Below are 25,728 nucleotides of genomic sequence, written 5' to 3'. Positions count from 1 at the left end.
TTGTGAACCGCATCAATGATGACGCTGCCGATGTCATTCGGATTGCCAATTGCAGCGGTTTTTACGGAGACAAGCTGTCGGCGGCGCGCGAGATGATCGAGGGCGGGCCAATTGACGTTTTGACCGGTGATTATCTGGCGGAACTGACCATGTCGATCCTGCATGGTCAAAAGGCCAAAAACCTGGAGGCGGGCTATGTCGGAACTTTTCTCAAGCAGATCCGCGAGGTCATAGAGCCCGCACTTGAGCGCGATATAAAAATTGTGACCAACGCAGGCGGACTTAACCCCAAGGGCATGGCGGAAGAGGTCGAAGCGATCGTTGCCGAGTTGGGTTTGAAGGCGACGGTTGCCTATATCGACGGGGATGATCTGATCCCACGACTGGAAGATCTGGGGGCTGTTGGGGAGCGTTTTGTCAACATTGATACCGGGCGCGAATTGGCGGAGTCGCGGCATCAGCCCGTGACGGCGAACGCCTATTTCGGGGCGTGGGGTATTGCAGAGGCCTTAACGCAGGGAGCGGATATCGTCATTTGTCCACGTGTGACAGATGCCGCCGTTGTTATTGGTCCGGCCGCTTGGAAGTTCGGTTGGGCGCGAGATGACTATGATGCCTTGGCGGGTGCGCTTGCCGCGGGGCATATAATTGAGTGCGGGGCACAGGCAACAGGGGGCAATTATGCCTTTTTCCAAGAGGTAAATAGTTTTGCGAACATCGGCTATCCCATTGCCGAGATCGAACGCGATGGCTGCTTTACCATCACCAAACATCCCGGCACTGGTGGGCTGGTGTCGGTTGGAACCGTCACCGCTCAATTGCTGTATGAGACGTCGTCTCCGGCGTATCTTAATCCCGATGTAGTGGCGCATTTTGACACGCTCAAGATCGAGGAAACGGGCATAGACCGGGTGCGCGTCTCGGGGTGCCGTGGATCTATGCCGCCAGTGACGCACAAGGTGTGCATCAATACGCTGGGCGGGTATCGTAACAGCATGGAAATCTTGCTGACCGGGCTCGATATTGAAGAAAAGGCGAAGGTTTTTACCGACGCTTTGTTCGAGGCGATCGGTGGCCGCGACAGATTTGATCAGGTGAGTGAACAGCTTATCCGCAGCGACAAGCCGAACCCTGAAACCAATGAACAGGCCTTTGCGTCATTGAAAATCGACGTGAAAGCAAGCGACTCGAAAATCGTGGGGCGGATATTTTCGGCCAAGATCGTCGAGTTGGCTTTGGCGAATTTTCCGGGCTTTTGTGCACGAACCGGGGCGAACGCGGGGGGGCTTATGTCGTCCACTGGCCCGCGTTGGTTGACAGTAAATACATCACCGAGCGGGTGCATGTAAATGGCAAGGTCACGGAGGTTGTTCCGACCAGCCAACTGGGGCTTGAACCGCGGTTTCTCAAAATACCGAGCGGTCACGCCATCGCGCCCGCGCCGGGGGCGAAACGGCGCAAATTGCCTTTGGCCGGTTGTTTGGAACGCGATCGGGCGACAAGGGGGGCTGCGCCAATCTGGGGGTCTGGGCCAAGACGGATGAGGCCTATGGTTTTCTGCATGACTTTTTGAGCGTGGAGAAGATGAAGGCGTTGATGCCGGATACTGCCGCGTTTGACATTGATCGGTATGCGTTGCCCAACATCAGGGCGCTGAATTTCTTTATTCATGGCATTTTGGAAGAAGGGGTTTCCTCGTCAACGCGCATCGACGGGCAGGCAAAGTCTTTGGGGGAATATTTGCGTGCAAAAATGATCGACGCGCCCAAACAGATCATTGACCAAATCGAAATTCGGGGCGCTTCATGACGGAAATACTGGATACCCTATCGCTGGAGGGGCTGCGTTTTACGACGGTTAAGCTTCACGAAAGCGACCATGTTTTTACGATCACGCTGGACCGGGTGCAGCGCAAGAATGCGATCAATGCAGAGATGACCAATGAGCTGATCTATGCCTTGGATTACGCCAAACAGCGGCGCAGCATTCGGGTGGTGGTTCTGGCCGCGGAGGGGGATGTTTTCTGTGCTGGTGGTGATCTGCGCAGCATGAGGGGAGAGCCCGAGGCCGGTGAGGTGTCTAATGTGCCAGCACGTGGTGGTGTTGATGACATCAGCTTGCGTATTTATCATCTGAACAAGCCGCTTATTGCCCAAATTCAAGGATCTGTACTGGCGGGGGCGTTGCTGATGGTGTGCAATGCAACCCATGCTATCGCCGCCGATCATGCCGAGTTTTCTGCCCCTGAAATCAAGCGTGGCATTTGGCCTTGCATGGTCATGGCGGGGCTGTTTCGTGTTATGCCAAAGCGAGCTGGGCTGGATTTCATCATGCGGGGAGAGGCGATGAATGCGCATCAGGCGGCGCACTACGGGCTTATCAATGAAGCCGTGCCAGCGAAAGATTTGCAGGCGCGGGTTGCCGAGTTGGCGCAGCAAATGGCGCGTTTGGCACCCGGCACGATGCAAATGGGGTTGGCCGCCTATAATCAGCAGTCCGAAATGAGCTTCGACGCAGCGTTGCCCTATCTGCGCAAGCAAATTGATGCCTGTCTAGAAAGCGCAGATGCCAAGGAAGGCATCGCTGCGTTCTTGGAAAAACGTGAACCCAAATGGGATTGATTAAGAGATGAGCGCACAGGCATTCACCAAGGTTCTTGTCGCCAATCGCGGCGAAATTGCCGCACGCGTTATCCGAAGCATCAATGATGCCGGGTATCGGTCCGTGGTTGTTTTCAGCGAGGCGGACAGCACCGCGCCTCATGTGGGCTTGGCGGATGAGGCTGTTTGCATCGGGCCGGCACAGGCGGGCAGCTCGTATCTGCGCCCAGATAGGATACTTGAGGCTGCCAAGCGCACAGGGGCCGAGGCGATCCATCCCGGCTATGGCTTTCTGTCAGAAAATGCTGAGTTTGCGCAGGCCTGTAGGGACGCGGGGCTCATTTTCATCGGCCCTTCACCAGAGGCGATTCAGTTGATGGGTAACAAGCGCGTCGCAAAACAGCACATGCATGATGCGGGGGTGCCTTGTATTCCGGGCTATCAGGGCGAGGATCAGAGCGATGACGCCCTTTTGGCCGAAGCGGAGCGGATCGGTTTTCCGCTGATGATCAAGGCCGCCGCCGGTGGTGGCGGTCGCGGGATGCGGTTGGTTGCTGACACCAAAGATGTGGTCGCAGCATTGGCATCCGCCAGAAGCGAAGCAGAGAGCGCGTTTGGCAGCGGCGAGCTTATCCTTGAAAAAGCGGTGATGAACGGGCGCCACATCGAAATTCAAATTGCAGCCGATCAAAGCGGGCAGACTGTGTATCTGGGAGAGCGGGATTGTTCGATCCAGCGCCGCCATCAAAAGGTGGTTGAAGAGGCTCCGTCACCCTTTGTGAACGAGGCGTTGCGCGCGCGTATGGGCGAGGTGGCTGTCAATGCGGCCTTGGCCTGTGGCTATTGCGGCGTTGGCACGGTCGAGTTTCTGGTGGAGGAAGATGGCGCGTTTTATTTCCTTGAGATGAACACCCGTCTTCAGGTTGAGCATCCCGTTACCGAATTGGTAACGGGCACCGATCTGGTGGATTGGCAGTTGAAAATCGCAGCAGGAGAGCCTTTGCCAAAGGCGCAGGAGGAGATCGCGCTGAGTGGTCACGCGATTGAAATCCGCCTTTATGCCGAAGACCCGAGCAATGGTTTCATGCCGCAAACCGGGCGCATTCATCATTGGGAGCCTGCCCTAGGCGCGGGTGTACGAGTAGATTGCGGGATCGAAACGGGGCTGGAGGTCAGCCCGTATTATGACCCGATGCTGGCCAAGGTGATCGCCTATGGCGCCACCCGAGAAGAGGCGCGCCGCCGTCTTGTCAGGGCAACGCAAGAGACCAAGATCCTTGGGGTGCAGACCAATAAGGCCTTTCTGGGCCAAATATTGACCGATCCGCGTTTTGTTGCGGGGCAAGCGACCACAGCGTTTATCGACGACGAAACGCTGGCGAAAACAACCCAAGCGGCAAGCCCGGCGTTGGGCAATGTCGCGTTGGCGGCTGTAGTGCTGCTGAGCGAACAGGAGCGGGCACGAGTGCAGGCCGCGCCGTGGGGCTGGAGCAATTCGGCGCCCACGGCGGTGAGCATGAAATTGACTAGCGGTGACAGCGCGTGGTCTGTGAAAGTGAACCACGATGGAGAGGTGTTCTTGGTCACGATTGGCGAGGACCGCTTTGACATTCTGTTGCACGAAACGGTTGCCCCCGTTGCCACGGTGACACTCGGCGGCGTTCGCCAAAGGGTCAGATTTGCCATCAAGGAAGACAACATCTTTCTAGACGCGCAGGGGCAATCCATGCAGTTCAGCAATCAGACCTATGCCCCGGCCATGACCAGCGATGCCGTTGGAAACGGTCGCATTACGGCCAACATGGAGGGCCTTGTCGTTGCAATAGACGTCACGCCGGGCGCGCGGGTTGAGAGGGGCCAAGCCCTGTTGACGGTCGAGGCCATGAAGATGGAGCACCGACAATTGGCCGATGGGGATGGCGTGGTGACAACGGTTGCGGCGCAGGTTGGTGCGCAGGTCAAGAAAGGCCAGTTGTTGGTAGAAGTGGACTTGGATGGCGAGAGCGAGGGCCCGACATGAACCCGATCGAAACTGGGATAGACCCCAATAGCGAAGACTTCGCGGAAAATCATGCGTTTATGAGCGAGAGCCTTGCCAAAATCCGCAAGATCGAACAGCAGATCCGCAATGGCGAAGAGCGTTACCGGGAGCGCGCGAGCAAAGCGGGAAAGTTGTTGCCGCGTGAGCGATTGGCGCATCTTCTTGATCCGGGGGCGCCGTTTTTGGAGCTGAACTCCATCGCCGGCTACAAGATGCTGGGCGATAAGGATGGCACCACTGCGGGCGGGAACCTGATTATGGGCATCGGATTTGTCCAAGGCCGCCGGGTTCTGGTTATGGTGTGGAATTATGCGATCAAGGGCGGGACCATCAATTCGGCGACGATGCGCAAACATCTGAGGCTGCAACAGATCGCTTTTCAAACGGGCCTGCCAATTATTTCGCTAAGTGAAAGTGGCGGTGGCAACCTGTCGGACATGTCGGGCGAGGGTAATAGCGACCCATGGGGCGCGCGAACATTTATTGATGGCGGAACGATCTATTGCCAGCAAGCCGAGCTTTCTGCAGCGGGCATTCCGCAAATCACGGTTGCACATGGCAATGCGACAGCCGGGGGGGCCTATCATGTGGCGCTTTCGGATTATGTAGTTTTGGTGCGCGAGCAATCGCATATTTTCCTTGCGGGTCCGCCGTTGCTTAAGGCGGCAACAGGTGAGATTGCTGACCACGAAGAACTGGGCGGGGCGGATATGCATGCCACGGTCACGGGCACGGGCGAATACATTGCCGAAAATGACGCCGATGGTATCCGCGTGGCGCGTGAGATAATGGACCAGTTACCACCGGCGGCCAATCGTAACCTGATGCGGGACAAAGCGCCCGAAGACCCGCTTTACCCGGCGGAGGAATTGATGGGCATTGTGCCCAAGGACAAGCGGATCCCTTATGACATGCGCGAAGTCGTTGCCCGCATTGTAGACGGCTCCAAGTTTCTTGAATTCAAGGCGGACTTTGGGGCGGACACAATTTGCGGTCATGCGTATCTGGATGGCTGGCGGATCGGGGTTCTGACCAATAACGGGCCGATTTCACCGCAGGGTGCCAATAAAGCCGCGCAGTTTTTGCAGCTTTGCGATCAGTCCGGCACACCGATGGTTTTCCTGCACAACACGACAGGGTTTCTTGTTGGCAAAGAACCCGAACAGTTGGGGCAAGTCAAACATGGCTCAAAAATGGTTCAGGCCGTCGCCAATTTTCGCCCGCCAAAATTCACTATCGTCGTGGGCAATTCTTATGGGGCGGGCAACTATGCCATGGGGTCGCAATCTCTCAAGCCGGCGTTTTCGTTTTCGTGGCCAACGGCGCGGACTGCTGTGATGGGGGGCGCGCAGGCCGCCAAGGTATTGGCCATCGTGGCCGAGGATCGGTTCAAGGCGAAAGGCCAAGAGCCGAGCGCGGAAGCAAAGGCACAATTGGATGCGCAAAGCGAAGCGATTGAGCAAGGCATGGAAGCCGCGTCGGAGGCTATCTTTACCTCCGCGCGGATGATGGATGATGGGCTGATTGATCCGCGCGATACGCGCCAAGTGTTGGCGATTTGCCTCGAGACTTACTTTGAAAAAGACCGGCGCGGAACGCATTCAAACAGCTTTGGTGTCGCGCGTTTTTAAGGCTGTAACAGCTCAGAATGTTGCGGTCGCGAGCGGGTAGGCCAAGCCTGTGACGACAAAGGCTCGCAGAGCGTTTGATCAGTCGGGTTTTCGAAGGGGAGTGGATAAGAAATGTTTGACCAACCAAGTGATTTTGAAGCCGAAAGCAATGCGCTCTATGGGCTGTTGAAAGACAAATCTGACGCAGAGCTGGCCCAACCGACGCAGTTTAAGGGGTGGTCTATTGATCATGTAATCGGCCATCTGCACATTTGGAACCATGCTGCAGATTTGTCCCTGAAAGGGGGCGCAGATGTTGACGCGTTCATCGCCGCCGCGACGGAGGAAGCGCATAAGACCAGTTTGCGTAATTTCGAGAATATTTGGCTTGATGGGCTGCACGGTCGGGCGTTGCTGGAAACGTGGCACGCTTATTACCCACAGGTTGCGAACAGGTTTTCAGCGACTGACCCAAAGGTGCGGCTGAAATGGTCTGGCCCGGACATGAGCGCCCGCTCCAGCATCACCGCACGCTTGATGGAAACATGGGCGCATGGGCAAGAAGTTTATGACACGCTGGGGGTGGTGCGCCACGACAAGGATTATATCAAAAATATCGCCGTTCTAGGGGTGAATACCTTTGGTTGGACCTATCAGAACCGCGGCAAGCCCGTACCGGATCAGATGCCGTATGTTCGGTTGACGGCCCCTTCGGGCGGCATCTGGGAATGGGGCGATGCCGAGCAAAGCAACTCTATCACGGGTGCGGCCACGGAGTTCTGTCAGGTCGTGACACAGACGCGTAATATTGCCGATACAACCCTCGGCGTGCGGGGGGATGTCGCGGCGGAATGGATGGCGATCGCACAGTGTTTCGCAGGCCCGGTAGAACAGCCACCAGCACCTGGAACCCGGCGCACAGCGCAGGTGTGATAGCCGTGCGATGCTGTCCGGAGGTGGGATGGCGACCGAAGGCGGGGCAGGGCAAATCATCGGCCAAGAAAAACTGCGTGATACTCTGCGTGATTTAACGCCGTGCGCGGGGTCAGGCAGGGGCGCTCCTTTCCGGCACAAGGCGCATGATCAGCACGTAAAATGCAGGCACCAGAAAGATGCCCAAGAAGGTTGAGGCGAGCATGCCACCAATGACGCCAATCCCGATTGCATTCTGAGAAGCAGCACCAGCGCCAGATGCGATTGCCAAAGGCAGCACGTCAAGAATAAAGGGCAGCGCAGTCATCATGATGGGGCGCAGGCGCAGGCGTGCAGCTTCGACAGCGGCTTCGGTGATCGTGCGGCCTTCGCGGCGCAGCTCTTCTGTGAACTCAACATCAGAATGGCATTTCGTGCGGCCAGTCCTATAGTCGTCAGCAGGCCCACCTTGAAATAGACATCGTTGGCCTGTCCGAAAAGCCAAGCGGCCAACAGCGCATCCAGCACCCCAACCGGAACGGCCAGCATGACCGAAAATGGTATGGCCCAGCTTTCATATAGTGCCGCAAGCGCCAAGAAGACGATGATCATCGAGACGGCATAAAGATAGGGAGCTTGAGTGCCCGATTGCGGTTCCTCATAGCTGAGCCCGGTCCATGCGACACCGTAGCCGCCGTCCAATTGGCTGACGAGTTCTTCCATCACGGCCATGGCCGCGCCAGAGCTATAGCCATCTGCTGGCGCGCCTGAGTTTTCGACCGCCTTTGGTGTGGCACCATGATAGGTTGCGGAAATGCGCACGGTGGTTGGGGCAACATCGGGATATTGCGATACCGGCAAGGTAAGCATTGACCAAAGGCCAAGCACCATGGTGACAAGCGCCAAGACCCAAGCAAAGACTGGGCGGCCAATAAAGAAACAGCCATATTTATTGCTCTTCAGTCGCGGAGGTGGCGGTTGGCGACAGGTCGATCACGACGCCATCTGCGTTGAGTAGTGTCACCGGGGTTGTTGCAACCTCGGCGCCGTCGCGCAGATTGCTGAGCCCATCAATGACGAGAGCATCGCCTTGCGACAGACCCTTGCTTACGATCCAGCTGTTAAGATGGACGCCGACCTCTGTCAGAACCCGTTTGTCGGCTTTGCCATCTTTGACCACAAAGGCGGTCAGAGAGCCATCCGCGGCACGCGATGTTGCACCTTGCGGAACCAGAACGCCCTCTTTTGTGCCCAAGCCAACGTCGACGCGCAAGACCTGACCGGGCATGATGAGATAGTCAGGGTTGGCAAAACGCATGCGGATTTGGGTTGTTCCAGTGGTCGATGCGACTGTAGCCGGGAGAGACGAACTCTCCCTCTAGATCATAGCGCTCGAAGGCGGGAAAAGCCTCTTAAAGGTTGGGCGCTGCTGATTGGGCTAGACGGAGGGGGCGTCGCGCAGTTTGTCCTGCGCGATCCATTCTTGGGCGCCCTCAAGCACAGCGTCATAGACAGCACACCCAGCGGCTTCGCCGATGTCAGTGTGCAGGCCTGCGTATTTGGTTTGTCCCCTTGGGCTGGCCACAGCGACGCAATCGGTGCCAGTGCCAGTTGCCATGCTACTCGCCAGATTGACTGCGTTGTTCAAAGGAAGTGGCCACTGGGCGTCGATTACAGCCGCGGTGCGGGCCTCGACCGCGATGCTCATCAGTTCGATCAGTGCCGGTTCGGTCAGGCCCGTATTCAGGCGCAGCGCAACATTGATCGTGCCCCAATCCTTGCCGCGACGGTCAACCCGGTGGCCGACCCGTTCGGCATTGGAGAAGCCGACGGTGGCAACTGCGTGGGCCTTGATATCGCCCGCAACTGCATGGTTTTCAGCAAAAAAGCGCAGATCGCGCGAGGTGAGGAAGGTCACGGCCTGCGCTGCGTTGCGCCCTTGTAGTTCAGTCGCCAGCCAGTCATTCACATCACGGTCTGGCGGTAGGTCGGCGTTACGCACTTCGCGCCAGAGAACATGCCGGGCGAGCACGAGGCCGGGGCGGTTCACGGCCCAGCTTAGCACTTGCATCTCTTCTCCAAGATCAAAGTCCAACCATGGGCGGGCCAGTGTAACGCGGCTCATCGGATGACCTCGAGCGGTTGATAAACCGGGCCTTGATCGGTGTGTTCAAACCAAGCGGTGATGCCGAAAACTTGCGCCAAACGCTCCGGGCTCAGCACTTCTTCGGGCGGGCCATTGGCCACCAGCTTGCCGTCTTGGAGCATTATCAGGCGGGTACAGTGGCGGGCCGCAAGACCGAGGTCATGCAATGAGACGAGCGAGGAGCGACCTTGGTCGGCGAGGGCCTTGAAGGTTTGCATCGTGGCGATTTGATGGGCGGGGTCCAGCCCGGCAACCGGCTCGTCTGCGACCAGAAGCGGGGTGTCCTGGGCCAAAGCGCGGGCGATCAAGACACGGGCCTGCTCGCCACCGGACAGGTGGGTGGCGGAGCGATGGCGCATCGGACCGAGTTCCATTTGGGCGAGGGCGGCATCAACTTTGGCGTGGTCTGTGGCGCTTGGTTTTTGCGCCGAGGTAAGATGCGGCAGACGGCCCAGCATCACCACCTTTTCCACCGTCACAGGCCAAGCGATTTCGCGGGCTTGCGGCATCCAAGCGACCTGTTTTGCCCGCAGGTTTTCGGGAAGCGCAGCGAGGGAGCTTTGGCCCTTGAAAGGAAGAAGGCCGAGGGCGGCACGCATCAAGGTCGTTTTGCCCGCGCCATTGGGGCCGATCAGCCCGACAAATTCGCCTGCGCCAATGTCGAACGACAACGAGTTGAGCGTGTCGCGCCCACGCAGACGCACCGAAAAGTCGGAGACGGACAACAGGGTCATATGCGCTCCTGTCTTAGTTTGAGGATCAGGTGCAAAAAGAGCGGCGCACCGATCAGCGCGGTGAGCACGCCGAGTTTTAAATCTCTCTCGGGCAAGATGAGCCGTACGGCGATGTCCGCTGCAAGCACCATTGCCGCACCACCCAAAGCCGAGGCCCAGAGCAGACGCGAGGGCTGCGCCCCGACCAATGGGCGCAAGATATGTGGCACGACGAGTCCGACAAATCCGATCGCTCCGGCGACGGCCGTGCTTGCGCCGATGACGCATGCGGTGCCGATTGTCAGCAACAGGCGCAGACGGGGGATGCCGATGCCCATGGCTTGCGCCGCGTCCTCGCCCAATGTCAGCGCATCGAGCCCGCGCCCGAGCCCGCCGAGTAGCAGCCAGCCCAATGCCATGAAGGGCAGCGCGAGATAAACATGTGTCATCGAGCGATCAGCAAGCGAGCCCATCATCCAGAACATGATTTCATTCGCGGCGAAGGGGTTGGGCGAAAGGTTGAGGACAAGCGAGGTCAGCGCCGCCGCCAATGCCGAGACCGCAATCCCGGCAAGGATTAGCGTAAGCGACGTGCCGCGCGGCCCAGCAAGCAGCATCACCAGCATCACGCCCAGAAATGCGCCGCCCAAGGCCGCAAGCGGCAAGCCGAGGGCAAAAGCCGCGCTGAGCCCGGTGTGAATGGCCAGCACCGCCCCAAGCGCCGCCGTCCCCGAAACGCCGATAAGGCCAGGTTCGGCCAGCGGGTTGCGCAGATAGCCCTGCATAGCTGCGCCCGCCAACCCAAGGCTGGCCCCGATCATCGCGGCCAGCAGGCTCCGGGGCAGGCGGATTTCACGCATAACAAGTGCCAGCGGATCTTCCCCTCCGGCGACAAGCGCCGATAGGCTTTGCGTGGTCCCGATGGCGGTCGGTCCGATCAATAGCGACGCCATGAAGAGCGCAAGCACGCTCACTGAGAGAGCAACGGCCAGACGGGTCATTGCGCGGCCTCGGTGAGGTTTAAGCGCGCGGCAGCGAGGTTTTCGATGGCACGCAACACAAAGGGCGTACCGCAGACCCAATTTTGATCGGCGAGAGCAGTGCTGGCGCTGTTGGCACGGAGAGCCTGCACGACCGGGTGATCCAGAACGGCTTCGGAGCGCGATGCACCGGGGTAGGGACGGGCGGTTATCACGATATCAGGGTCGGTCATGGCCAGCACCTCTAGCGGCAGTTTGCGTCCAGCGGTCCAGCCGGTCTCGCTCGCAGCGTTGCGAAACCCCGCGGCAAGGAGGATTTGGCCGGCCAGCGTATTGTCGCCAGAGGTGTAGCCGTTGGCGTAATAGAGAATGGCGCGTGGCCTTTCCGCGATATCGGTCGTGATCTGCTCAAGTCGTGCATCGAAATCATCGAGCATGGCTTGGGCCGCTTCGGTGCGGTGCAATACTTCGCCCATTTGGGTCACTCGGGCGCGCACGTCGTCCAAAGTGTTGGCCGGGGCGAAGACGGTCACGGGAATGTTGAGGCGGCGCAGCATTTCAACGGTCGAGCGCGGGGTGAAGGCCCCGGCAACAACGAGGTCGGGCCGAAGGAGGTAGATTTCTTCGGCCCGACCGTGGTTGATCACATAGCTGCCGGCTTCTTTCGTCATCGCCGAGACACGCCCGTCGAGGGCAATAAACGAAACCGAGTGAAGCTGCTCCGGCGCGGCGAGCAGCATGGCTAGTTGATCGGTGCAGAGGTTGATCGACACCACCCGGCTTGGGCCCGGCGCATCCGCAAATGCGGGTGCGCAGAGCAGAGCCCAAGCCAAGAGCGCGTTGCGCGTCTTGTTAGAAAGACGCGCCAAGACCGACATAAATTGCACGCCCCCTGTTGGCATAGCCCCAGACGTCGCTGCTATCTTTGTCGAACAGGTTCGTTACCCGCCCGGTAACGGTCCAGCGATCGTCGATCTGGTATTGAGCTGCAAGGTCGACGGTGGTGTAGGCGGGCAGCGCGACGGTGCTATAGCTTCCCCAAAACTGGGTGTCGTAGTTGCCCGCCACATGGCGGATGTCGGCGCTTATGCTGCCGCGCCCGTTAAAGGTTTGCAGGGTCGCGCCAAGCGCAAGTTCATGCTGCGGGCGGCGGACTTCGACGCTGCCGTCCGGGTTGGTCGCCTCTAGGTAGGTATAGGAGAGCCGGAAGGCGAGGGTGTCGGTGGCTTGCACCTTGCCAGAAAGCTCTAGCCCGTGGCGTTTGCTTTCGCCTGTTTGGTTAACATAGCTAAAGGTGCCGGGGCCGGTGCTGACCGAGGTGATCTCATCGGTCAAGGCTTCGTTAAAATAGGTCAGGTCGATGCTGCCACGGCCCTGCATCACGGGCACTTCGACGCCGATGTCAAAACTTTGGTTGCGTTCGGGGGTCAGGTTTGGGTTGCCCGAATAGCCGAAGGCGTTGGCGTAGAGTTCAAAATAAGTGGGGTTTACCACCCCAGCCCCGGCCGAAGCATGCAGGCGGATGCCTGATTGCTCGAAAGTATAAGACATGCCGAGGGTCCATGTTACCGCATCGTCAAACACCTTGTTATCGTCAAATCGCACGCCTGCCTGAAGATCGAGCCCGTTGTTGAATGAGCCGCGGTACTCCAGAGCATAGGACATGGCCTCGCGGCCATAGGCGGGGTTTGAGCTGCTGCTGTCTTTTTCCCATTCGAGCATGGCGTTGAGAAGGTGGTCGGCGTCGGCCACGGCGCGTCCGTCCAAACCATAGCTCAAGCGGTACTTTGCCGCTTGGGTACGGGTTTTAGTGGCGGCACCGCCGTTATAGGTCTGGCGGTTGTCGGTGTTTTCCAGTTGTAAACGATGCACGAGGCGCCCGTCGAGCATGGCGTATTCGGCAAAAACCGAGCTGGTGAACTCGTCACGCTGGCTGAACTGTGTCGGGTCGTCCACGACATAGCTGGCGGCATCGGTGGCGAGCCAAGCGGTGCTGTCGGCGTCGTAATTTTCGCGAGAGCGGCGGAGGTTAAAGCCGAGCGTCAGGTTCTCGCCAAGAGCATAGTCGCCTTTGAGGATCGCGGTGCGCCGTTCAATGCTGTCTTTCTCGCCGCCATCACCAGAGAGGTCATAGCCCTTGTCGTCAGTGTAGGAGAGGGCCAGCGACAAGCCGCCACGCGCGTTGCGGGTCGAGACAAAGGCTGACGCTGTGGTGGCGGCGCCGAACTCTAGCTTGCCGCTATATGTCTGGCCGGTTTGCGTGCCCTGTCGGGTGATGATGTTGATCACACCGGCCGAGGCGTTCGAGCCATAATAGACCGATTGCGGCCCGCGCAGCACCTCAATGCGTTCGATATTGGCGGTTTCAAGCCCGCTCAGGATGTAATCGCTATCGCCGCCCGCGGCTTCGACGCCGTCGATCAGGATGAGCGTGTGGTTGGCCTCGCCGCCGCGGATACGTACTTGGGTAAAGCTGTTGCCAGCGCCATTGACCGAGACACCGGGCAGGGCGCGCAGCGCGTTCTGAACCGAAGTGATGCCACGCTGTTCGATTTCCTCGCGGCTCAAAACGCTGGCGGCGCGGCCATAGCGGGCGGCTTCGATTGGGGTAAGGCCACCAGATATGATGATGGCGTCGAGGTTGATCACCTCGTCTGCGTAAAGCGGTGTGGTGATAAAAGCCGTAATGGCAGTGGTGGCGGCAAATCTCGCAAGTGCTGAACGTTTCAAATCGTTGTCCCTCCGTTCACGCCGGGGCGCGAAAGACTGTGTGTTTTGCTTACGGAGAGTTGACCTCCGCAAGCGGTGAAAACGTCACCGAACGGAAGGTCCGTCGCCCTTGGTGCGCCCCGCGCCCGGACTAGGTGATCTCTTCGGCAGGTCTCCTGACTTGCGGGTCGATGCTTGGCCGGGTCTTCCCGTCGTGCAGGGCACGACAGTGACATGTTCCGACCTCGCTCACCGCCTACAGTTGCGGGGGCAGTCACGGAATTGGCGCCTGATGGCTACACCTCACCGCGTTCCCTATTATCCGAACGGCGAAACGCCCGGACCGAAGCGAGTCGCTTCTAGCGCATGTTGGTTGAGGAAAGAAGCCTTTTTGAAGCGCGGCATAGAATTCGCGCTGTGTGGCGGCCTTTTTCCACGGTTCTTCCTCTCAGGGTGCTTGGTAACGCCCGTATTCTTGGTGACATTGTCACGCGCCGCCGCGCAGGTCATGTGGCATAAAATGCGTGACAGAAAGGAGCGCCGAAGTGGCCATGTCTCGCAAGTCTGAAACCACCAAGACACGTGAACGGACTGTTCTGCATAGGGCCGTTGTGGATCATGGAGGCGTGGTTCACATGGCGCCAACGGGGGCAACAGCGTTTTGCTGGCAATGGACTGCGCGGTCCTTTGTTCTGGTTCGCTCCGGCAGGCTTTCGGTGCGGTTTCTGACCACCCGTGCGACGCTGCCGTGGGCGGAGTGCCGGGCTTCGGGCGGACAAGACTGCTTGCCGGTTACGGCGGCGATCCTGTCGGGATCAGAAATTGATGTTCAGGCGGTTTGTTTACAGCCGACAAGTTGGATCGAGCTTGATCCTAAGGCGTTCATCGATCTTGTGGATCGCGACATTGCATTTCGCAGGGCGTTGTTTTCACAACACGCTGCGCGGTTGCCCGGCTTCTTTCGTCGGGTTTCTGGCAAGGGTATCGATTCAAACGATCAACGGTTGGCCGCATGGTTGATAGCAAATGAGGCAAGCGGTCTGGTTGCGGCAACCCACGGCGATATTGCTGCGGACCTTGTGACCGCCCGCGAGGTGGTGTCGCGGCGGTTGAAGGGCTTTGCCGAGAAAGGCTGGATAACGCAGCGGAGGGGATGCATTGCAATCGAGGCCGCAGGGGCTTTGTCGCGGGTGGCGCGTGGCTCGTCAAACTGGAGCTGTCCTGATAAGAGGTCGCGGCGCAAGCCGCGCTGATTGTGATGGAAGCCAAGGTGCCAGAAATGCCTGATGTGACACACTCTGTGTCGGACGCGAAATCGCGGCGGCAAAGGGCAAAGGACCGAATTATTCAACCGGTCGCGCGTGAACTCAACACTGCGGGTGTGCTGTCTGTGATTGCCGGGTTGCTCTGGCCGGTTCAGGCGGCGGCGATCGCTTGGGCGGTGTCGGGCTGGGTGCATGCCGAGGTCGCGCAGGACCGGACGTTGCCAGCCATCGCCGTGTTCGTGATTGCCGGAGTGTTGCGCGCCCTTTTGGAGCATCGCGCAGGTGCGTTTCTTTATAACGCGGCGGAGAAGACCATTGCGCGCGAACGCTCGCTACTTATCCAGCGCGAGGGGCGGGCCACGGCGGGGATCGGATCGGCCTCGGTTGCTTCACTGGCGGTGCAAAAACTACCGCTGCTTCAGCCTTGGATCACGCGTTACCAAGTTGCGATGATGCGTGTGTCTGTCTTGCCGCTTGTACTGGTCGCAATGGCATTTTCGCTATCATGGGTCGTCGGGCTGACGCTCTTGGTTGCGGGGCCGTTGATCCCGGTGTTCATGGCCCTCGTGGGTATGGCTGCCGAAGAGGCGTCACGCCGGCAAATGAATGAGATCGCAAGCATGAATGATATGCTGATGGATCGGCTTTCTGCTCTGACGGATATTCGGCTTTTGGGAGCTACAGAGCGTGCCACCGCCGATTTTTCCAGCCGTGCTGAGGCGTTGCGAGTCAAGACCATGGCAGTGCTGAAGGTGGCGTTTCTTTCTTCGACCGTGCTTGAGCTTTTTTCCGCGATTGGGGTCGCACTTGTGGCAGTTTTCGTTGGTTTCACGCTGTTGGGTGAAATCGGCTTTGGCAGTTGGGGCACGCCGCTGACCTTGGGCGAGGGGCTGTTTTTGCTGCTCATCGCGCCGGAGTTTTTTCAGCCGCTGCGCGATCTATCCGCAGCGTGGCACGACCGGGCGGCGGGATATGCAGTGGTTGAAGAGCTTGATGCGATGGATCGGGCGGAACGTGTTGAGATGGTCGGGCAGGGGACGCGCAGCGCGGCTTTAGCCGGGGCGTTTTCGCTTCAAACGGAGGGCGCGATTGCAGTGCTTCCGGGACGGCGGGTGGCTCTACCTGATGTGGCGCTGGAGGCCGGTGCATCACTGGCGATTACCGGGCCGAGCGGGGTTGGTAAAAGCACGGCTTTGGCGGCGATTGCAGGGCTGATCCCGCTCGATGCCGGACGGATCGTTGTGTGCGGTCAGGTGCTGGGCGCAGACACTGCGGATGGTTGGCGCAGCCGCGTTGCTTTGGTTCCGCAGCGGCTTCATTTTCCAAACCAAACCATCGGCAAGTGGCTCGATCCGCGTAAGAGGGGGGCGATCCTTGGCTGGCTCTTGATTTGGCGGATGCGGAGGAGATCGTGCGCCGTTTGCCTGATGGCTTGCAGACACGATTGGGGGAAACCGGCGGCGGTGTCTCGGGGGGAGAGGCAAGGCGTCTTATGTTGGCGCGTGCCGTTATGGCCAGGGGCGATCTGATCCTTGCTGATGAGCCGACGGCCGATCTGGATGGCGAAACCGCTGGGCGGATCATCGCGGCGCTTGAGCGTATACGAGCAGAGGGGCGGGCTATTTTGGTCGCCACCCACGATCCGGTTTTGGCGGCGGCGATGGCCCAAAACGTGGCAATGCAGACATGACACAGGTGGTTCGCATCATTCGCTTGTTGGTGAGCGCCGCCCCGTGGGCGATGGCGCGCGGTGCGGCGCTTTCGGTTGTGGTGCTGCTTATGGGCGCGGCGCTGCTTGGGTTGTCGGGCTGGTTTATCACGGCGACGGGCTTGGCGGGGATTGCCGGGATAGGGATTGCGTTCGATGTCTTTCGCCCCTCTGCCGGGGTGCGATTTCTCGCGCTCGGGCGCACGGCGGCACGCTATGGTGAGCGTTTATTGACCCATGACGCCATCTTGCGGGCGCTCGCGGCGTTGCGGGTGACCATCCTTGGGCAACACGGACGCCTTGATGCACGGGCTTTAGCGCGGTTACGCGGTGAGGCGGTATTGACGCGGATGGTTGCGGATGTCGATGCACTGGACGGGCTCATATTGCGGATTGTTTTGCCCGCGGTCGCGGGTTTCGTGACGCATGCGGTGGTTTTTGCGATGTTGGTCTGGCTTGTTGGGCCGGGCGTGGCGATCGCGATTGCGGCTCTTTATCTGCCAACCACGATTATCGTGCCGTGGTGGCTTGCGCGCGCGACGCTTGACCCCTCTGACAGGGCTGAGAAGGGCGGGCAAAGCCTGCGCCGTGGTATGATCGACATGATCCGTGATCGAGAGGCGCTTATTCTGTCAGGCACGATGGACGAGCGGGAAACCCAGTTGATCCGTATGGATGAGGCGGTGCGCAGGGACACCCGACTACTGGATAGGGTTGAGCGTAGGGCAGGGTTGGCGATAGCAGTTATTGTTACGCTGGCAGCGGCAGGTGCCTTTTTGGTCGGGGGCTGGATCCTTGCAGAAGGCAGCGTCGGGCCAGCAAAAGCCGTTATCGGATTGTTTGTCGCGCTGGCATTGGCGGAGACTGTTTTGCCACTGCGACGCGGGTTTGGTGAGCTTGGCCGTATGATTGGCGCGGCCAATCGTATTGATCTTGCGCCAGCGCACGCGGCACAAACCGGGGTGGCGCCCGCGCTGGCAGCTGCGCCGACGCTGGTTGTGAGCTTGCCGGATGTTTCATTGTCGCTAGCGCCGGGAGAGGCTGTGGCGTTGAGTGGACCCTCGGGCGCAGGCAAAAGCACGCTGTTGCTGGCCATTGCCGGTCTGTTGCCCGGTGATGGCATCGCGCTGGATGACAAGCCGCCGACAGCTTGGGAAGAAAGCACACTTCGCGAACGGGTTGCTGTGTTGCCGCAGCGCAGCGCGCTGCTTGCCGGAACAATCCGGGAAAACCTCTGCCTTGCCGCTGGTCATGAGGATGCAGTGCTTTGGGGTGTTTTAAAGGCCGTCGCGCTTGGCGAAACGATCAAGGAGCGCGGCGGGCTTGACGCGCGACTGGGCGAAGGGGGCGCTGGCCTATCGGGCGGCCAAGCGCGACGGCTTGCGCTTGCGCGTTGTCTTTTGTCTCGACCCGATCTTTTGCTTCTGGACGAGCCGACCGAAGGGCTCGACCCGCAAACCGCCGATATGGTGCTGACGGGTGTGCGCAGCTTTTTGCCCAAAGCATCGCTGCTTGTTGCTCTGCATCGCGGTGCGGATCATCCTGTATTTGACCGGGTTTGCCGTTTCAAACGGTCGGGGTGACAAAGTCACCGATTGGATCGTGGCACGGATGCTAGCTATCATGCGCGCGCCGGCATGCGCGAGTCGTAAGACTTGTGCATTCATGGCCAAATAATAGGAGATTTAAGAATGGAGCTCGATATCGTCGAGCTGTCACGCCTGCAATTTGCGATGACGGCGATGTATCATTTCCTTTTCGTGCCGCTGACCCTGGGGTTGTCGATCCTCGTTGCGATCATGGAAACCGTCTATGTCATGACTGGCCGGCCGATCTGGCGTCAGATGACGAAATTCTGGGGAATGCTGTTTGGCATTAACTTTGCACTTGGTGTCGCCACGGGTATCACCATGGAGTTCCAGTTCGGCATGAACTGGAGCTATTACAGCCATTATGTCGGTGACATTTTTGGTGCGCCACTGGCGATTGAGGGGCTTATGGCCTTCTTTCTTGAGGCAACCTTTGTCGGCCTGTTCTTCTTTGGCTGGGACAAGCTAAGCAAGGTGCAGCACCTCGTTGTGGCATGGCTGGTTGCGATTGGCTCTAACTTCTCGGCGCTGTGGATTTTGATCGCCAATGGCTGGATGCAGAACCCGGTCGGCGCAGAGTTCAACCCTGATACCATGCGCATGGAGATGACCTCGTTCTTTGACGTGCTATTCAACGAAGTGGCGCAGGCGAAATTTGTGCACACGGTTTCGGCGGGCTATGTCACGGCCTCGGTTTTTGTGCTGGGTGTGTCGTCTTGGTATTTGTTGAAAGGGCGTCACACCGCGTTGGCAAAACGCTCGATTACGATTGCGGCGTCCTTTGGGCTTGCCTCGGCCTTGTCCGTCGTGGTGCTGGGGGACGAGAGCGGCTATTCGGCCAGTCATACGCAACGCATGAAGTTGGCGGCGATTGAGGGCATGTGGGAGACCCATGACGCTCCCGCGCCCTTTACCCTTGTTGGCATTCCTGATGTTGCCGCGCGTGAGACCCATTATGCGGTTGAGATTCCTTGGGTGATGGGGCTCATTGGCACCCGCTCGCTGACCAAGGAAATTCCGGGCATCAACGATCTGGTGGCGGAGGCCGAGGTGCGCATCAAAAGCGGCATCAAAGCCTATGATGCGCTTATGACCATCCGCGAACAACGCGACGCTACCCCGACTGAGGTTCGCGCGGTGTTTGAGGCGAACTCGGAGAACCTTGGCTTTGCCTTCCTGCTCAAGCGATACATGGAAGATCCGCGCGACGCGACGCCCGAACAGATTGCCATGACGGCTGAGGATACCATTCCCGGCGTGCTGCCGTTGTTCTGGGCGTTCCGCATCATGGTGGGGCTCGGCTTTGGCTTTATCGCAGTGATGCTCTATTTCTTCTGGCGCTCGTCTTTCCGCCAGCAGAGTTATCCGCGCTGGGCGCTGCGCCTTGGAGTGGCGATCATCCCGGCACCCTGGATCGCAGCAGAGTTGGGCTGGTTCGTGGCCGAATACGGTCGCCAGCCGTGGACAGTGGACGGCGTGTTGCCGACGGCCTTGTCGGTGAGCCACCTGTCCGTGCAGGGCCTGTTGCTGACCCTCGCGGGCTTCATGATCTTCTACACAGTGCTTTTCATCGTCGAAATGGGGTTGATGTTGAAATACATCCGCCGCGGTCCGACCGAAGACGTTGCCGAAACTGAAGCCTGGGAGGCACGGCACGAGCATCGTTTGCGCACCCATGACGGCCAGATCCCGGCCGCTCCAGCGGAGTAACTGACATGATCCTTTTCGAACTTATTTCCTACGACGTTTTACGCGTTATCTGGTGGCTGCTGCTTGGCGTCTTGCTGATCGGCTTTGCCTTGACCGATGGTTTCGACATGGGGGTGGGGGCGCTGTTGCCATTCGTCGGTAGAACCGATGTAGAGAGGCGGGTGGTCATCAACACGGTCGGCCCGGTCTGGGAGGGGAACCAAGTGTGGTTCATCCTTGGGGGCGGGGCGATCTTTGCCGCTTGGCCGCCGCTATATGCCGTGAGCTTTTCGGGCTTTTACCTTGCAATGTTTGTCGTGCTTGCGGCTCTGATCGTGCGGCCGGTGGCCTTCAAATATCGCTCCAAACGCGAGAGCGCCACGTGGCGTAACAGCTGGGACTGGGCGCTTTTCGCGGGTGGCGCGGTACCGGCGCTTATCTTTGGTGTGGCCGTGGGCAACGTTATGCAGGGCGTGCCATTCGAGCTGACGCCTGATCTCTTCTCACGCTATGAAGGCAGCTATTTTGGCAAGTTCGCCGGGTTATTGAACCCCTTCGCCTTGCTGACAGGCGTTGTCTCGTTGGCGATGCTGGTAACACATGGCGCGGCGTGGCTTTCGCTCAAGGCAGAGGGGCCAGTTGCAGAACGCGCGCGGGCATATGGCACCGTGACTGGAGGTGTTACCATTGCTGGCTATATCCTTGCCGGTCTTTGGCTCGCCTTCGGGATCGAAGGCTATGCGATTATTGGCGAGGTGGTTAGGGATGGTCCGTCGAACCCGCTGTACTCAGAAGTCTCGCGGGGTGGGTCGTGGCTTGCGGCCTATGGCGAGCGTCCGTGGATCGCGCTCGCCCCGGTGCTCGGCTTGCTCGGCATGGTACTGGCGGTGATGGGGCTGCGGGCGGGCAGGGAGGTTTCAACCCTGCTTTGGTCAAAACTTGGGATCTTCGGTGCGATTTCCAGTGTCGGCTTGACGATGTTTCCGTTCATTCTGCCATCGTCAATCTCGCCGGATTCATCGCTTACCGTCTGGGATAGCTCGTCTTCGCACCTGACGCTCTTTATCATGCTGGTGGTCACGGCGATTTTTATGCCGCTGATCCTTTTGTACACGGCATGGGTATACAAAGTGCTCTGGGGCAAGGTGACCGAAGACGACATCACCGGCTCTGGCCACAGTTATTGATCAGCGACTGAAAGGATACAGATATGTGGTATTTTGCTTGGCTTCTTGGTCTGCCGTTGGCCGCGATCTTTGCCGTGATGAACGCGATGTGGCTTGAGTTGCTACGCGACAGGGCGCTGACGGGGGAAGATGATAAAGCCACCTCTGATGGTGAGACTGATCGTTAAACAAAACCGGACACCCCGGCTAAACGCTTAGATGACCGGCCTTTGCGCCGGTCATTTATTATCCGGTCATTTATTATGTTGTCGCTGAATGCGCGTGCTCGCTCACCCTAAGCCGTTTCAACCTATGTCCACGACAAACAACGGTCCTGCTGCCTCACGTCATTCTTCCTCGTTTTCGCAACCTTATGTGACCAAGTCACCAAAGCTTGCGCCGCCATGGGGTTAGGATTGGCTATACCGACTCGCCGTTTATTGCGCGGCACTTTCGGAGCAGGAGAGCAAACCTATGAAACGCAGAGAATTTCTGAGCATTGCCGCCCTTGGCGGTGCCGCCGCAACAGTGCCACTGGCTCGCGCCACATCGGCCCGGACACAAGTTACCACGTCGGCGCGGATTGTGATCGTGGGTGCGGGGGCTGCTGGCACTGCCCTTGCCAACCGCCTGAACGAGCGGCTTGACGGCGCGCAGATCACCATCATCGACCCGCGCAAAACGCATCTTTACCAGCCCGGTCTTACCTTGGTTGCCACGGGTTTGAAGCCCGCCAGCTACGTTTCTACTGACGAAAGCCACTGGTTGCCAAAGGGCATTAACTGGGTGACCGAAAAGGTCGCTGCTGTTGATGCCGAGGCCAAAACCGTCAGCCCCGAGAGCGGGAAGACCATCGACTATGACTGGCTTGTGCTCGCGCCGGGATTGATCCTTGATTACGACGCCATCGAAGGGTTTTCGACCGATATGATCGGGGAAAACGGTATCGGGGCGCTTTATGGCGGACCCGAGCATGCGGCGCGCACGTGGAAAGCGGCGCAAAAATTCACCGAAGAAGGCGGCACCGGAATATTCACACGGCCTGCGACCGAGATGAAATGTGCTGGCGCGCCTCTGAAGCATACGTTTTTGATCGACGATATTGCCCGCCGGGCAGGCAACGCGAGCAAGATGAATATGATCTATGCCGCGCCGCAAGGATCGCTGTTTGGCGTGCCTATCGTGGCAGAGAAAGTGCGGATGCTGTTTCAGGATCGCGGCGTAGATACGTTAATGAAACGCACGTTGACGGCAGTGGATGCGGACAAGAAACGCGCCACCTTCACCACCGCCAGCGGCGCGGAGGAGGTTGATTATGACTACCTCCACGTCATTCCGCCGCAGCGCGCACCGGAGTTTATCCGCGCCTCTGGCCTGAGTTGGGCCGACAAATGGACGGATCAGGGCTGGGTCGAGGTTGACATGAAGACCCTGCGCCACCTGCGCCATCCAGAAATTTTTGCGCTGGGCGATGTGGCGGGAGTGCCCAAGGGCAAGACTGCGGCAAGCGTGAAATGGCAGGTGCCGGTGGTCGAGGATCACCTTGTAGCCGCCATTGACGGCAAAGAGGGAACCCAAACCTACGACGGCTATACCTCTTGCCCGCTGATCACCCGGATCGGGCGCGCCATGCTAGTGGAGTTTGATTACCAGAATAACCTGACGCCGTCTTTTCCGGGCATCATTGCGCCGTTGGAAGAGCTTTGGATCAGTTGGCTAATGAAGGAAGTCGCGCTGAAAGCCACTTATAACGCTATGTTGCGCGGCGACGCCTGAGGAGGGCACGATATGAAAGACCTGACATTCGCCACTTTGATTGCTGTCTTTGAAGAGATTTTTGGCCGCGGGCTGTTCTGGCTCATGGTGGCTGCTGCAGTGATCGTGACGCTGGGCTATCTCTTTGTTCTCGTCCGGGACCGCTCGGTTAGTTGGAAAAAGTTTCTGCTGGCGCAGCTTTCCATGCCCATCGGCGCCATTGGGGCCGTGTGGTTTCTGCTGGTCATGACCAGTTCACACCTGACCGATATGGGCGGGCCGATTGACATCATCGTTTTACTGGGCGTGGCGGTTGCTGGTGCCGTTGGTATGGCGATCCTTGTCTATACCGCCGAGGCGTTGGTCGGCAGTGGTCGCACCAAAGGCGAAAACGACTGAGCCGTTATTAGAAAAACAACAGGGCCGGTTCTGTTCAGAAGGCCCGCCAAAAAGGAGTAGACCCATGTCGAATGAAAAAATCATCGAATATCTGCAACGCGCTGTGAAAATGGAAATGACCGCAGCACATCAATACCAGCTTCATGCACATACGCTGGATGATTGGGGGCTGACCAAGCTCGCCGATCAGATGCGTGAGGAAATGACCGAAGAACTGGGCCATTCCGATCTGTTTATTGAGCGGTTGATGTTCCTCAAGGCCAAACCGGAGATCGGTTTTGACAAGGCTCCAATAGCTGCTGAAACGCTGCCGGATATGTTCAAGGGCGACCTTGCAGACGAGGAAGAGGCGATTTCGGTCTATACCAAGGCCGCGATGCATGCCGCCGAAGTAGGAGAAATCGGCTCGCGCACTCTGTTCGAAAAAGTTGTGTTGGATGAAGAAGGCCACAAGGGGTGGCTGGAACTGCAACTTGATTTGATCGAGCGGCTCGGAGAGAAAACCTATAGCGCCAAGCTGGTTTCCCTCGGTCACGAAGACGACGCCGACTGAAGTCAGGCGTGGCCGCATTGGGCCGTGAGCATCCGTTCAGCCCCTAATAGTTGATCCAAAAAATCTGTCAAGAGCGCCGTCCGGTTCAGGCCGGACGGCGCGGGTGCATGCATTCTCTCTGCCAAAGCAACTCTAGAAAGGATTTCAGACATGAAGACGTTTTTGCGTGCAGCAGGTCTTGCCGCTTTGGCCGGGTTTGCAGCCACGGTTTCGCAAGCTGATGACGCCACTGAATTGGTGACGGTTGTAACCTCGCCCGAACCACAGACCCAATTGATGGCCATGGTGTTGACCATGCAGGCCGCCCAGCAAGGGGCCAAAGCGCATATCCTGTTGTGTGGTCCCGCTGGTGACCTTGCGTTGAAAAACGCGCCGGAAAGCGCCACCGCGGGGCAGCCGCCACGCGGCATGAGCCCGCAAGGGTTGATGAAAGCCATTCAGGCCAAGACAGGCGCGAGCGTTGAGGTTTGCGCGATTTACTTGCCGGGGCGTAGTGCAGATGCCTCGGTGCTGATCGAGGGTGTCGGCGTTGCCAAACCCGGTGCCATGGCCTCCGACTTGCTGGATGCCGATACGGTTTTGAGCTTTTGATACCCACGCAGGCCGCGTTGTTTTAACCACGCGGCCTGCCACCGCAAACTGAGAGTTTTGCTATGCGTCCTTTTATTCCGTCGCGGTTCGAACAGATCGCCTTTGGACTTTTCCTGTCGTGTTTCATGTCGTTCCTGATCTCAGGCGTTTCGACTTTTTTGCAATCGGGCTTGTTGAGGGGTTTATCTGGAATTGGCTGTCGTCCTGGGTTTCGTCTTGGGCCATCGCCTTTCCGACTGTCCTTGTGGTTGCACCGTTTGTGCGCCGCGTGTTGCATCGCCTCGTCATGGTCGAAGCGTAAAACAAAGGGCGCGCGTGCGAGAGCCGCGTCAAAGCTGTGCTGTGTCCTCAAGAGCTTGGCGGGCGCGGCGCAGCACCTTTGCGAGCGCGCGATAAAGATCGCCCTGAGCCGATGATCGGCGCGAGGCAAGGACAATTTCGCGCGGGCAAGCCTTTGGCAGATCGCTCAAATGGATCTGATGCCCCCGCATCGCCCCCGCATCAAGCGCAAGTTGCGGCAACAGCGTGATGCCCAACCCTTCTTCAACCATCGCAATGAGAGTTGGCAGGGACGTTGCGGCAAAGCTCGGGTCTTCGTCGAGGGCAATGCCCGGAAAGCTGGACAGAGCATGGCGTTGCAGGCAATGCCCGCGCTCAAGCAAAAGCAAGGGGTGCTCGGCGAGGTGTTGCCCGATACCGACGATTGATTTGCCAACGGGTGAGTGAGGGGGTCGCCAATTGATAACTGTCGGAAAAGAGCGGCTCGGCCACGACTTGTGGCGGCAAGTCAAACGGGCGCGCGATCAAAATGACATCGAGACGACCATCGACCAGCCCCGCAATCAAAGAGTCGGTCAACTCTTCGCGCAGGTAAAGCGCCATATCGGGAAATGAACGACGCAACAGCGGCATGGTCCGTGGCATAAGGAATGGCCCGATCGTCGGAATCGTCCCCAGCCGCAATTGTGTGGTGCCATTAACGGCATCACGCGCCGCGCGGTCCTCAAAATCCTGCACTTGAGCCAGTATATCACGCGCCCGTTCTGCCAAATCGACGCCGAGCGGGGTCATCAGGACCGAGTGCTTGCTACGTTCCGCCACCTGGACGCCAAGCCGTGCTTCCAACTCTTTGAGCCCACTGGACAGGGTAGGTTGCGTCACATTGCAAAGCTCTGCCGCGCGCGAGAAATTCTGCGTGTCGGCGAGAGCGACCAGAAAGCGGAGTTGGCGGATCGTTGTCATTTGGTTATTGATATATTGAATAACAAACCATCAATCAATCAATTCCCACAATTAACCTCG

Annotated in this window: 26 protein-coding genes, 2 pseudogenes and 1 riboswitch; of the genes and pseudogenes, 18 read left to right on the top strand and 10 right to left on the bottom strand. The window is 58.7% G+C overall.

Features of this window, described 5'->3' with window-relative positions; all coding sequences use genetic code 11:
* Window positions 1-2 precede the first annotated feature (2 nt).
* From N4R57_11360 to N4R57_11335, 6 genes are all read left to right on the top strand, one after another.
* Window positions 3-1,349: a DUF1446 domain-containing protein gene (locus N4R57_11360; GenBank protein UYV35670.1), complete on the top strand. Its 1,347-nt coding sequence runs from the start codon at window positions 3-5 to the stop codon at window positions 1,347-1,349.
* 127 nt (window positions 1,350-1,476) lie between these two features.
* Window positions 1,477-1,809, top strand: coding sequence for a hypothetical protein (locus tag N4R57_11355; GenBank protein UYV35669.1), 333 nt, complete (start codon window positions 1,477-1,479; stop codon window positions 1,807-1,809).
* On the top strand, window positions 1,806-2,621 hold the full coding sequence (locus N4R57_11350) for an enoyl-CoA hydratase-related protein (GenBank protein ID UYV35668.1): 816 nt from the start codon (window positions 1,806-1,808) through the stop codon (window positions 2,619-2,621). Before N4R57_11355 ends, N4R57_11350 begins: the two co-directional genes overlap by 4 nt.
* A gap of 7 nt (window positions 2,622-2,628) precedes the next feature.
* Window positions 2,629-4,620: an acetyl-CoA carboxylase biotin carboxylase subunit gene (locus tag N4R57_11345; GenBank protein UYV35667.1), complete on the top strand. Its 1,992-nt coding sequence runs from the start codon at window positions 2,629-2,631 to the stop codon at window positions 4,618-4,620.
* Complete coding sequence (locus tag N4R57_11340) at window positions 4,617-6,272, top strand: hypothetical protein (GenBank protein UYV35666.1); 1,656 nt, start codon at window positions 4,617-4,619, stop codon at window positions 6,270-6,272. The genes N4R57_11345 and N4R57_11340 overlap by 4 nt, the downstream gene beginning before the upstream one ends.
* Window positions 6,273-6,383: 111 nt before the next feature.
* Window positions 6,384-7,184 (top strand): TIGR03084 family metal-binding protein, encoded by an 801-nt coding sequence (locus N4R57_11335; protein ID UYV35665.1) that lies wholly within the window; start codon window positions 6,384-6,386, stop codon window positions 7,182-7,184.
* Between the two features lie 112 nt (window positions 7,185-7,296).
* On the opposite strand, the pseudogene N4R57_11330 reads toward N4R57_11335, so the two are convergent.
* The 8 genes and pseudogenes from N4R57_11330 to N4R57_11295 all read right to left on the bottom strand — a co-directional run bounded on the left by N4R57_11330 (window position 7,297) and on the right by N4R57_11295 (window position 13,732).
* Window positions 7,297-7,946 (bottom strand): annotated as a pseudogene (locus tag N4R57_11330) (efflux RND transporter permease subunit).
* 48 nt (window positions 7,947-7,994) lie between these two features.
* Window positions 7,995-8,054, bottom strand: a pseudogene (locus N4R57_11325) (hypothetical protein).
* A gap of 58 nt (window positions 8,055-8,112) precedes the next feature.
* Window positions 8,113-8,481 (bottom strand): hypothetical protein, encoded by a 369-nt coding sequence (locus N4R57_11320; protein ID UYV35664.1) that lies wholly within the window; start codon window positions 8,479-8,481, stop codon window positions 8,113-8,115.
* Window positions 8,482-8,601: 120 nt separating this feature from the next.
* Window positions 8,602-9,288, bottom strand: coding sequence for an adenosylcobinamide amidohydrolase (locus N4R57_11315; protein UYV35663.1), 687 nt, complete (start codon window positions 9,286-9,288; stop codon window positions 8,602-8,604).
* The gene (locus tag N4R57_11310; GenBank protein UYV35662.1) at window positions 9,285-10,043 is read right to left on the bottom strand and encodes an ABC transporter ATP-binding protein; all 759 of its coding nucleotides are present in this window, start codon (window positions 10,041-10,043) and stop codon (window positions 9,285-9,287) included. Before N4R57_11310 ends, N4R57_11315 begins: the two co-directional genes overlap by 4 nt.
* Window positions 10,040-11,023 (bottom strand): iron ABC transporter permease, encoded by a 984-nt coding sequence (locus N4R57_11305; GenBank protein ID UYV35661.1) that lies wholly within the window; start codon window positions 11,021-11,023, stop codon window positions 10,040-10,042. The genes N4R57_11310 and N4R57_11305 overlap by 4 nt, the downstream gene beginning before the upstream one ends.
* Entirely contained in the window at window positions 11,020-11,880 is an 861-nt protein-coding gene (locus N4R57_11300; protein ID UYV35660.1) for an ABC transporter substrate-binding protein, read from the bottom strand. The genes N4R57_11305 and N4R57_11300 overlap by 4 nt, the downstream gene beginning before the upstream one ends.
* Window positions 11,855-13,732, bottom strand: a complete 1,878-nt coding sequence (locus N4R57_11295) for a TonB-dependent receptor (GenBank protein ID UYV35659.1) — start codon at window positions 13,730-13,732, stop codon at window positions 11,855-11,857. Before N4R57_11295 ends, N4R57_11300 begins: the two co-directional genes overlap by 26 nt.
* Window positions 13,733-13,859: 127 nt before the next feature.
* Window positions 13,860-14,074: riboswitch (cobalamin riboswitch) on the bottom strand.
* 188 nt (window positions 14,075-14,262) lie between these two features.
* Here N4R57_11295 and N4R57_11290 point away from each other — a divergent pair.
* From N4R57_11290 to N4R57_11235, 12 genes are all read left to right on the top strand, one after another.
* On the top strand, window positions 14,263-14,964 hold the full coding sequence (locus tag N4R57_11290) for a Crp/Fnr family transcriptional regulator (protein ID UYV35658.1): 702 nt from the start codon (window positions 14,263-14,265) through the stop codon (window positions 14,962-14,964).
* 26 nt (window positions 14,965-14,990) lie between these two features.
* On the top strand, window positions 14,991-16,505 hold the full coding sequence (locus tag N4R57_11285; GenBank protein ID UYV35657.1) for an ABC transporter transmembrane domain-containing protein: 1,515 nt from the start codon (window positions 14,991-14,993) through the stop codon (window positions 16,503-16,505).
* Window positions 16,388-16,666, top strand: coding sequence for an ATP-binding cassette domain-containing protein (locus tag N4R57_11280; protein UYV35656.1), 279 nt, complete (start codon window positions 16,388-16,390; stop codon window positions 16,664-16,666). The genes N4R57_11285 and N4R57_11280 overlap by 118 nt, the downstream gene beginning before the upstream one ends.
* The gene (locus N4R57_11275) at window positions 16,663-18,267 is read left to right on the top strand and encodes an ATP-binding cassette domain-containing protein (GenBank protein ID UYV35655.1); all 1,605 of its coding nucleotides are present in this window, start codon (window positions 16,663-16,665) and stop codon (window positions 18,265-18,267) included. The genes N4R57_11280 and N4R57_11275 overlap by 4 nt, the downstream gene beginning before the upstream one ends.
* Window positions 18,268-18,375: 108 nt before the next feature.
* Complete coding sequence (locus N4R57_11270; GenBank protein UYV35654.1) at window positions 18,376-19,983, top strand: cytochrome ubiquinol oxidase subunit I; 1,608 nt, start codon at window positions 18,376-18,378, stop codon at window positions 19,981-19,983.
* A 5-nt stretch (window positions 19,984-19,988) separates the two neighbouring features.
* On the top strand, window positions 19,989-21,149 hold the full coding sequence (cydB, locus tag N4R57_11265; GenBank protein ID UYV35653.1) for a cytochrome d ubiquinol oxidase subunit II: 1,161 nt from the start codon (window positions 19,989-19,991) through the stop codon (window positions 21,147-21,149).
* A 23-nt stretch (window positions 21,150-21,172) separates the two neighbouring features.
* Complete coding sequence (gene cydX, locus N4R57_11260; GenBank protein UYV35652.1) at window positions 21,173-21,316, top strand: cytochrome bd-I oxidase subunit CydX; 144 nt, start codon at window positions 21,173-21,175, stop codon at window positions 21,314-21,316.
* A gap of 286 nt (window positions 21,317-21,602) precedes the next feature.
* A complete protein-coding gene (locus tag N4R57_11255; GenBank protein ID UYV35651.1) occupies window positions 21,603-22,904 on the top strand; it encodes an NAD(P)/FAD-dependent oxidoreductase in 1,302 nt (433 codons plus the stop codon).
* A 12-nt stretch (window positions 22,905-22,916) separates the two neighbouring features.
* Window positions 22,917-23,282: a DUF5368 domain-containing protein gene (locus tag N4R57_11250; protein UYV35650.1), complete on the top strand. Its 366-nt coding sequence runs from the start codon at window positions 22,917-22,919 to the stop codon at window positions 23,280-23,282.
* Between the two features lie 64 nt (window positions 23,283-23,346).
* A complete protein-coding gene (locus tag N4R57_11245; protein UYV35649.1) occupies window positions 23,347-23,835 on the top strand; it encodes a bacterioferritin in 489 nt (162 codons plus the stop codon).
* Between the two features lie 150 nt (window positions 23,836-23,985).
* Window positions 23,986-24,426 carry a hypothetical protein gene (locus N4R57_11240; GenBank protein ID UYV35648.1) on the top strand — a complete coding sequence of 147 codons (441 nt, stop codon included), beginning with the start codon at window positions 23,986-23,988 and terminating at the stop codon, window positions 24,424-24,426.
* A gap of 118 nt (window positions 24,427-24,544) precedes the next feature.
* The gene (locus tag N4R57_11235; protein UYV35647.1) at window positions 24,545-24,727 is read left to right on the top strand and encodes a DUF2798 domain-containing protein; all 183 of its coding nucleotides are present in this window, start codon (window positions 24,545-24,547) and stop codon (window positions 24,725-24,727) included.
* A 28-nt stretch (window positions 24,728-24,755) separates the two neighbouring features.
* On the opposite strand, the gene N4R57_11230 is transcribed toward N4R57_11235, so the two are convergent.
* Window positions 24,756-25,094 (bottom strand): LysR substrate-binding domain-containing protein, encoded by a 339-nt coding sequence (locus tag N4R57_11230; GenBank protein ID UYV35646.1) that lies wholly within the window; start codon window positions 25,092-25,094, stop codon window positions 24,756-24,758.
* A complete protein-coding gene (locus N4R57_11225; protein UYV35645.1) occupies window positions 25,081-25,668 on the bottom strand; it encodes a LysR family transcriptional regulator in 588 nt (195 codons plus the stop codon). Before N4R57_11225 ends, N4R57_11230 begins: the two co-directional genes overlap by 14 nt.
* Window positions 25,669-25,728 lie beyond the last annotated feature (60 nt).

The sequence above is a fragment of the Rhodobacteraceae bacterium D3-12 genome (genome assembly GCA_025916135.1).
Taxonomy (GTDB): domain Bacteria; phylum Pseudomonadota; class Alphaproteobacteria; order Rhodobacterales; family Rhodobacteraceae; genus JAKGBX01.
Note: the sequence above shows the minus strand (reverse complement) of the source record. Positions and strands in the feature narration are given on the sequence as shown.

Excerpts from the sequence above, each read along its gene's own strand:
- N4R57_11350 (UYV35668.1), top strand. The coding sequence starts at position 1,806 with ATGACGGAAATACTGGATACCCTATCGCTGGAGGGGCTGCGTTTTACG.
- N4R57_11345 (UYV35667.1), top strand. The coding sequence starts at position 2,629 with ATGAGCGCACAGGCATTCACCAAGGTTCTTGTCGCCAATCGCGGCGAA.
- N4R57_11340 (UYV35666.1), top strand. The coding sequence starts at position 4,617 with ATGAACCCGATCGAAACTGGGATAGACCCCAATAGCGAAGACTTCGCG.
- N4R57_11335 (UYV35665.1), top strand. The coding sequence starts at position 6,384 with ATGTTTGACCAACCAAGTGATTTTGAAGCCGAAAGCAATGCGCTCTAT.
- N4R57_11320 (UYV35664.1), bottom strand. The coding sequence starts at position 8,481 with ATGCGTTTTGCCAACCCTGACTATCTCATCATGCCCGGTCAGGTCTTG.
- N4R57_11315 (UYV35663.1), bottom strand. The coding sequence starts at position 9,288 with ATGAGCCGCGTTACACTGGCCCGCCCATGGTTGGACTTTGATCTTGGA.
- N4R57_11310 (UYV35662.1), bottom strand. The coding sequence starts at position 10,043 with ATGACCCTGTTGTCCGTCTCCGACTTTTCGGTGCGTCTGCGTGGGCGC.
- N4R57_11305 (UYV35661.1), bottom strand. The coding sequence starts at position 11,023 with ATGACCCGTCTGGCCGTTGCTCTCTCAGTGAGCGTGCTTGCGCTCTTC.
- N4R57_11300 (UYV35660.1), bottom strand. The coding sequence starts at position 11,880 with ATGTCGGTCTTGGCGCGTCTTTCTAACAAGACGCGCAACGCGCTCTTG.
- N4R57_11290 (UYV35658.1), top strand. The coding sequence starts at position 14,263 with ATGTCTCGCAAGTCTGAAACCACCAAGACACGTGAACGGACTGTTCTG.
- N4R57_11285 (UYV35657.1), top strand. The coding sequence starts at position 14,991 with ATGCCTGATGTGACACACTCTGTGTCGGACGCGAAATCGCGGCGGCAA.
- N4R57_11275 (UYV35655.1), top strand. The coding sequence starts at position 16,663 with ATGACACAGGTGGTTCGCATCATTCGCTTGTTGGTGAGCGCCGCCCCG.
- N4R57_11270 (UYV35654.1), top strand. The coding sequence starts at position 18,376 with ATGGAGCTCGATATCGTCGAGCTGTCACGCCTGCAATTTGCGATGACG.
- cydB (UYV35653.1), top strand. The coding sequence starts at position 19,989 with ATGATCCTTTTCGAACTTATTTCCTACGACGTTTTACGCGTTATCTGG.
- cydX (UYV35652.1), top strand. The coding sequence starts at position 21,173 with ATGTGGTATTTTGCTTGGCTTCTTGGTCTGCCGTTGGCCGCGATCTTT.
- N4R57_11255 (UYV35651.1), top strand. The coding sequence starts at position 21,603 with ATGAAACGCAGAGAATTTCTGAGCATTGCCGCCCTTGGCGGTGCCGCC.
- N4R57_11250 (UYV35650.1), top strand. The coding sequence starts at position 22,917 with ATGAAAGACCTGACATTCGCCACTTTGATTGCTGTCTTTGAAGAGATT.
- N4R57_11245 (UYV35649.1), top strand. The coding sequence starts at position 23,347 with ATGTCGAATGAAAAAATCATCGAATATCTGCAACGCGCTGTGAAAATG.
- N4R57_11240 (UYV35648.1), top strand. The coding sequence starts at position 23,986 with ATGAAGACGTTTTTGCGTGCAGCAGGTCTTGCCGCTTTGGCCGGGTTT.
- N4R57_11225 (UYV35645.1), bottom strand. The coding sequence starts at position 25,668 with ATGACAACGATCCGCCAACTCCGCTTTCTGGTCGCTCTCGCCGACACG.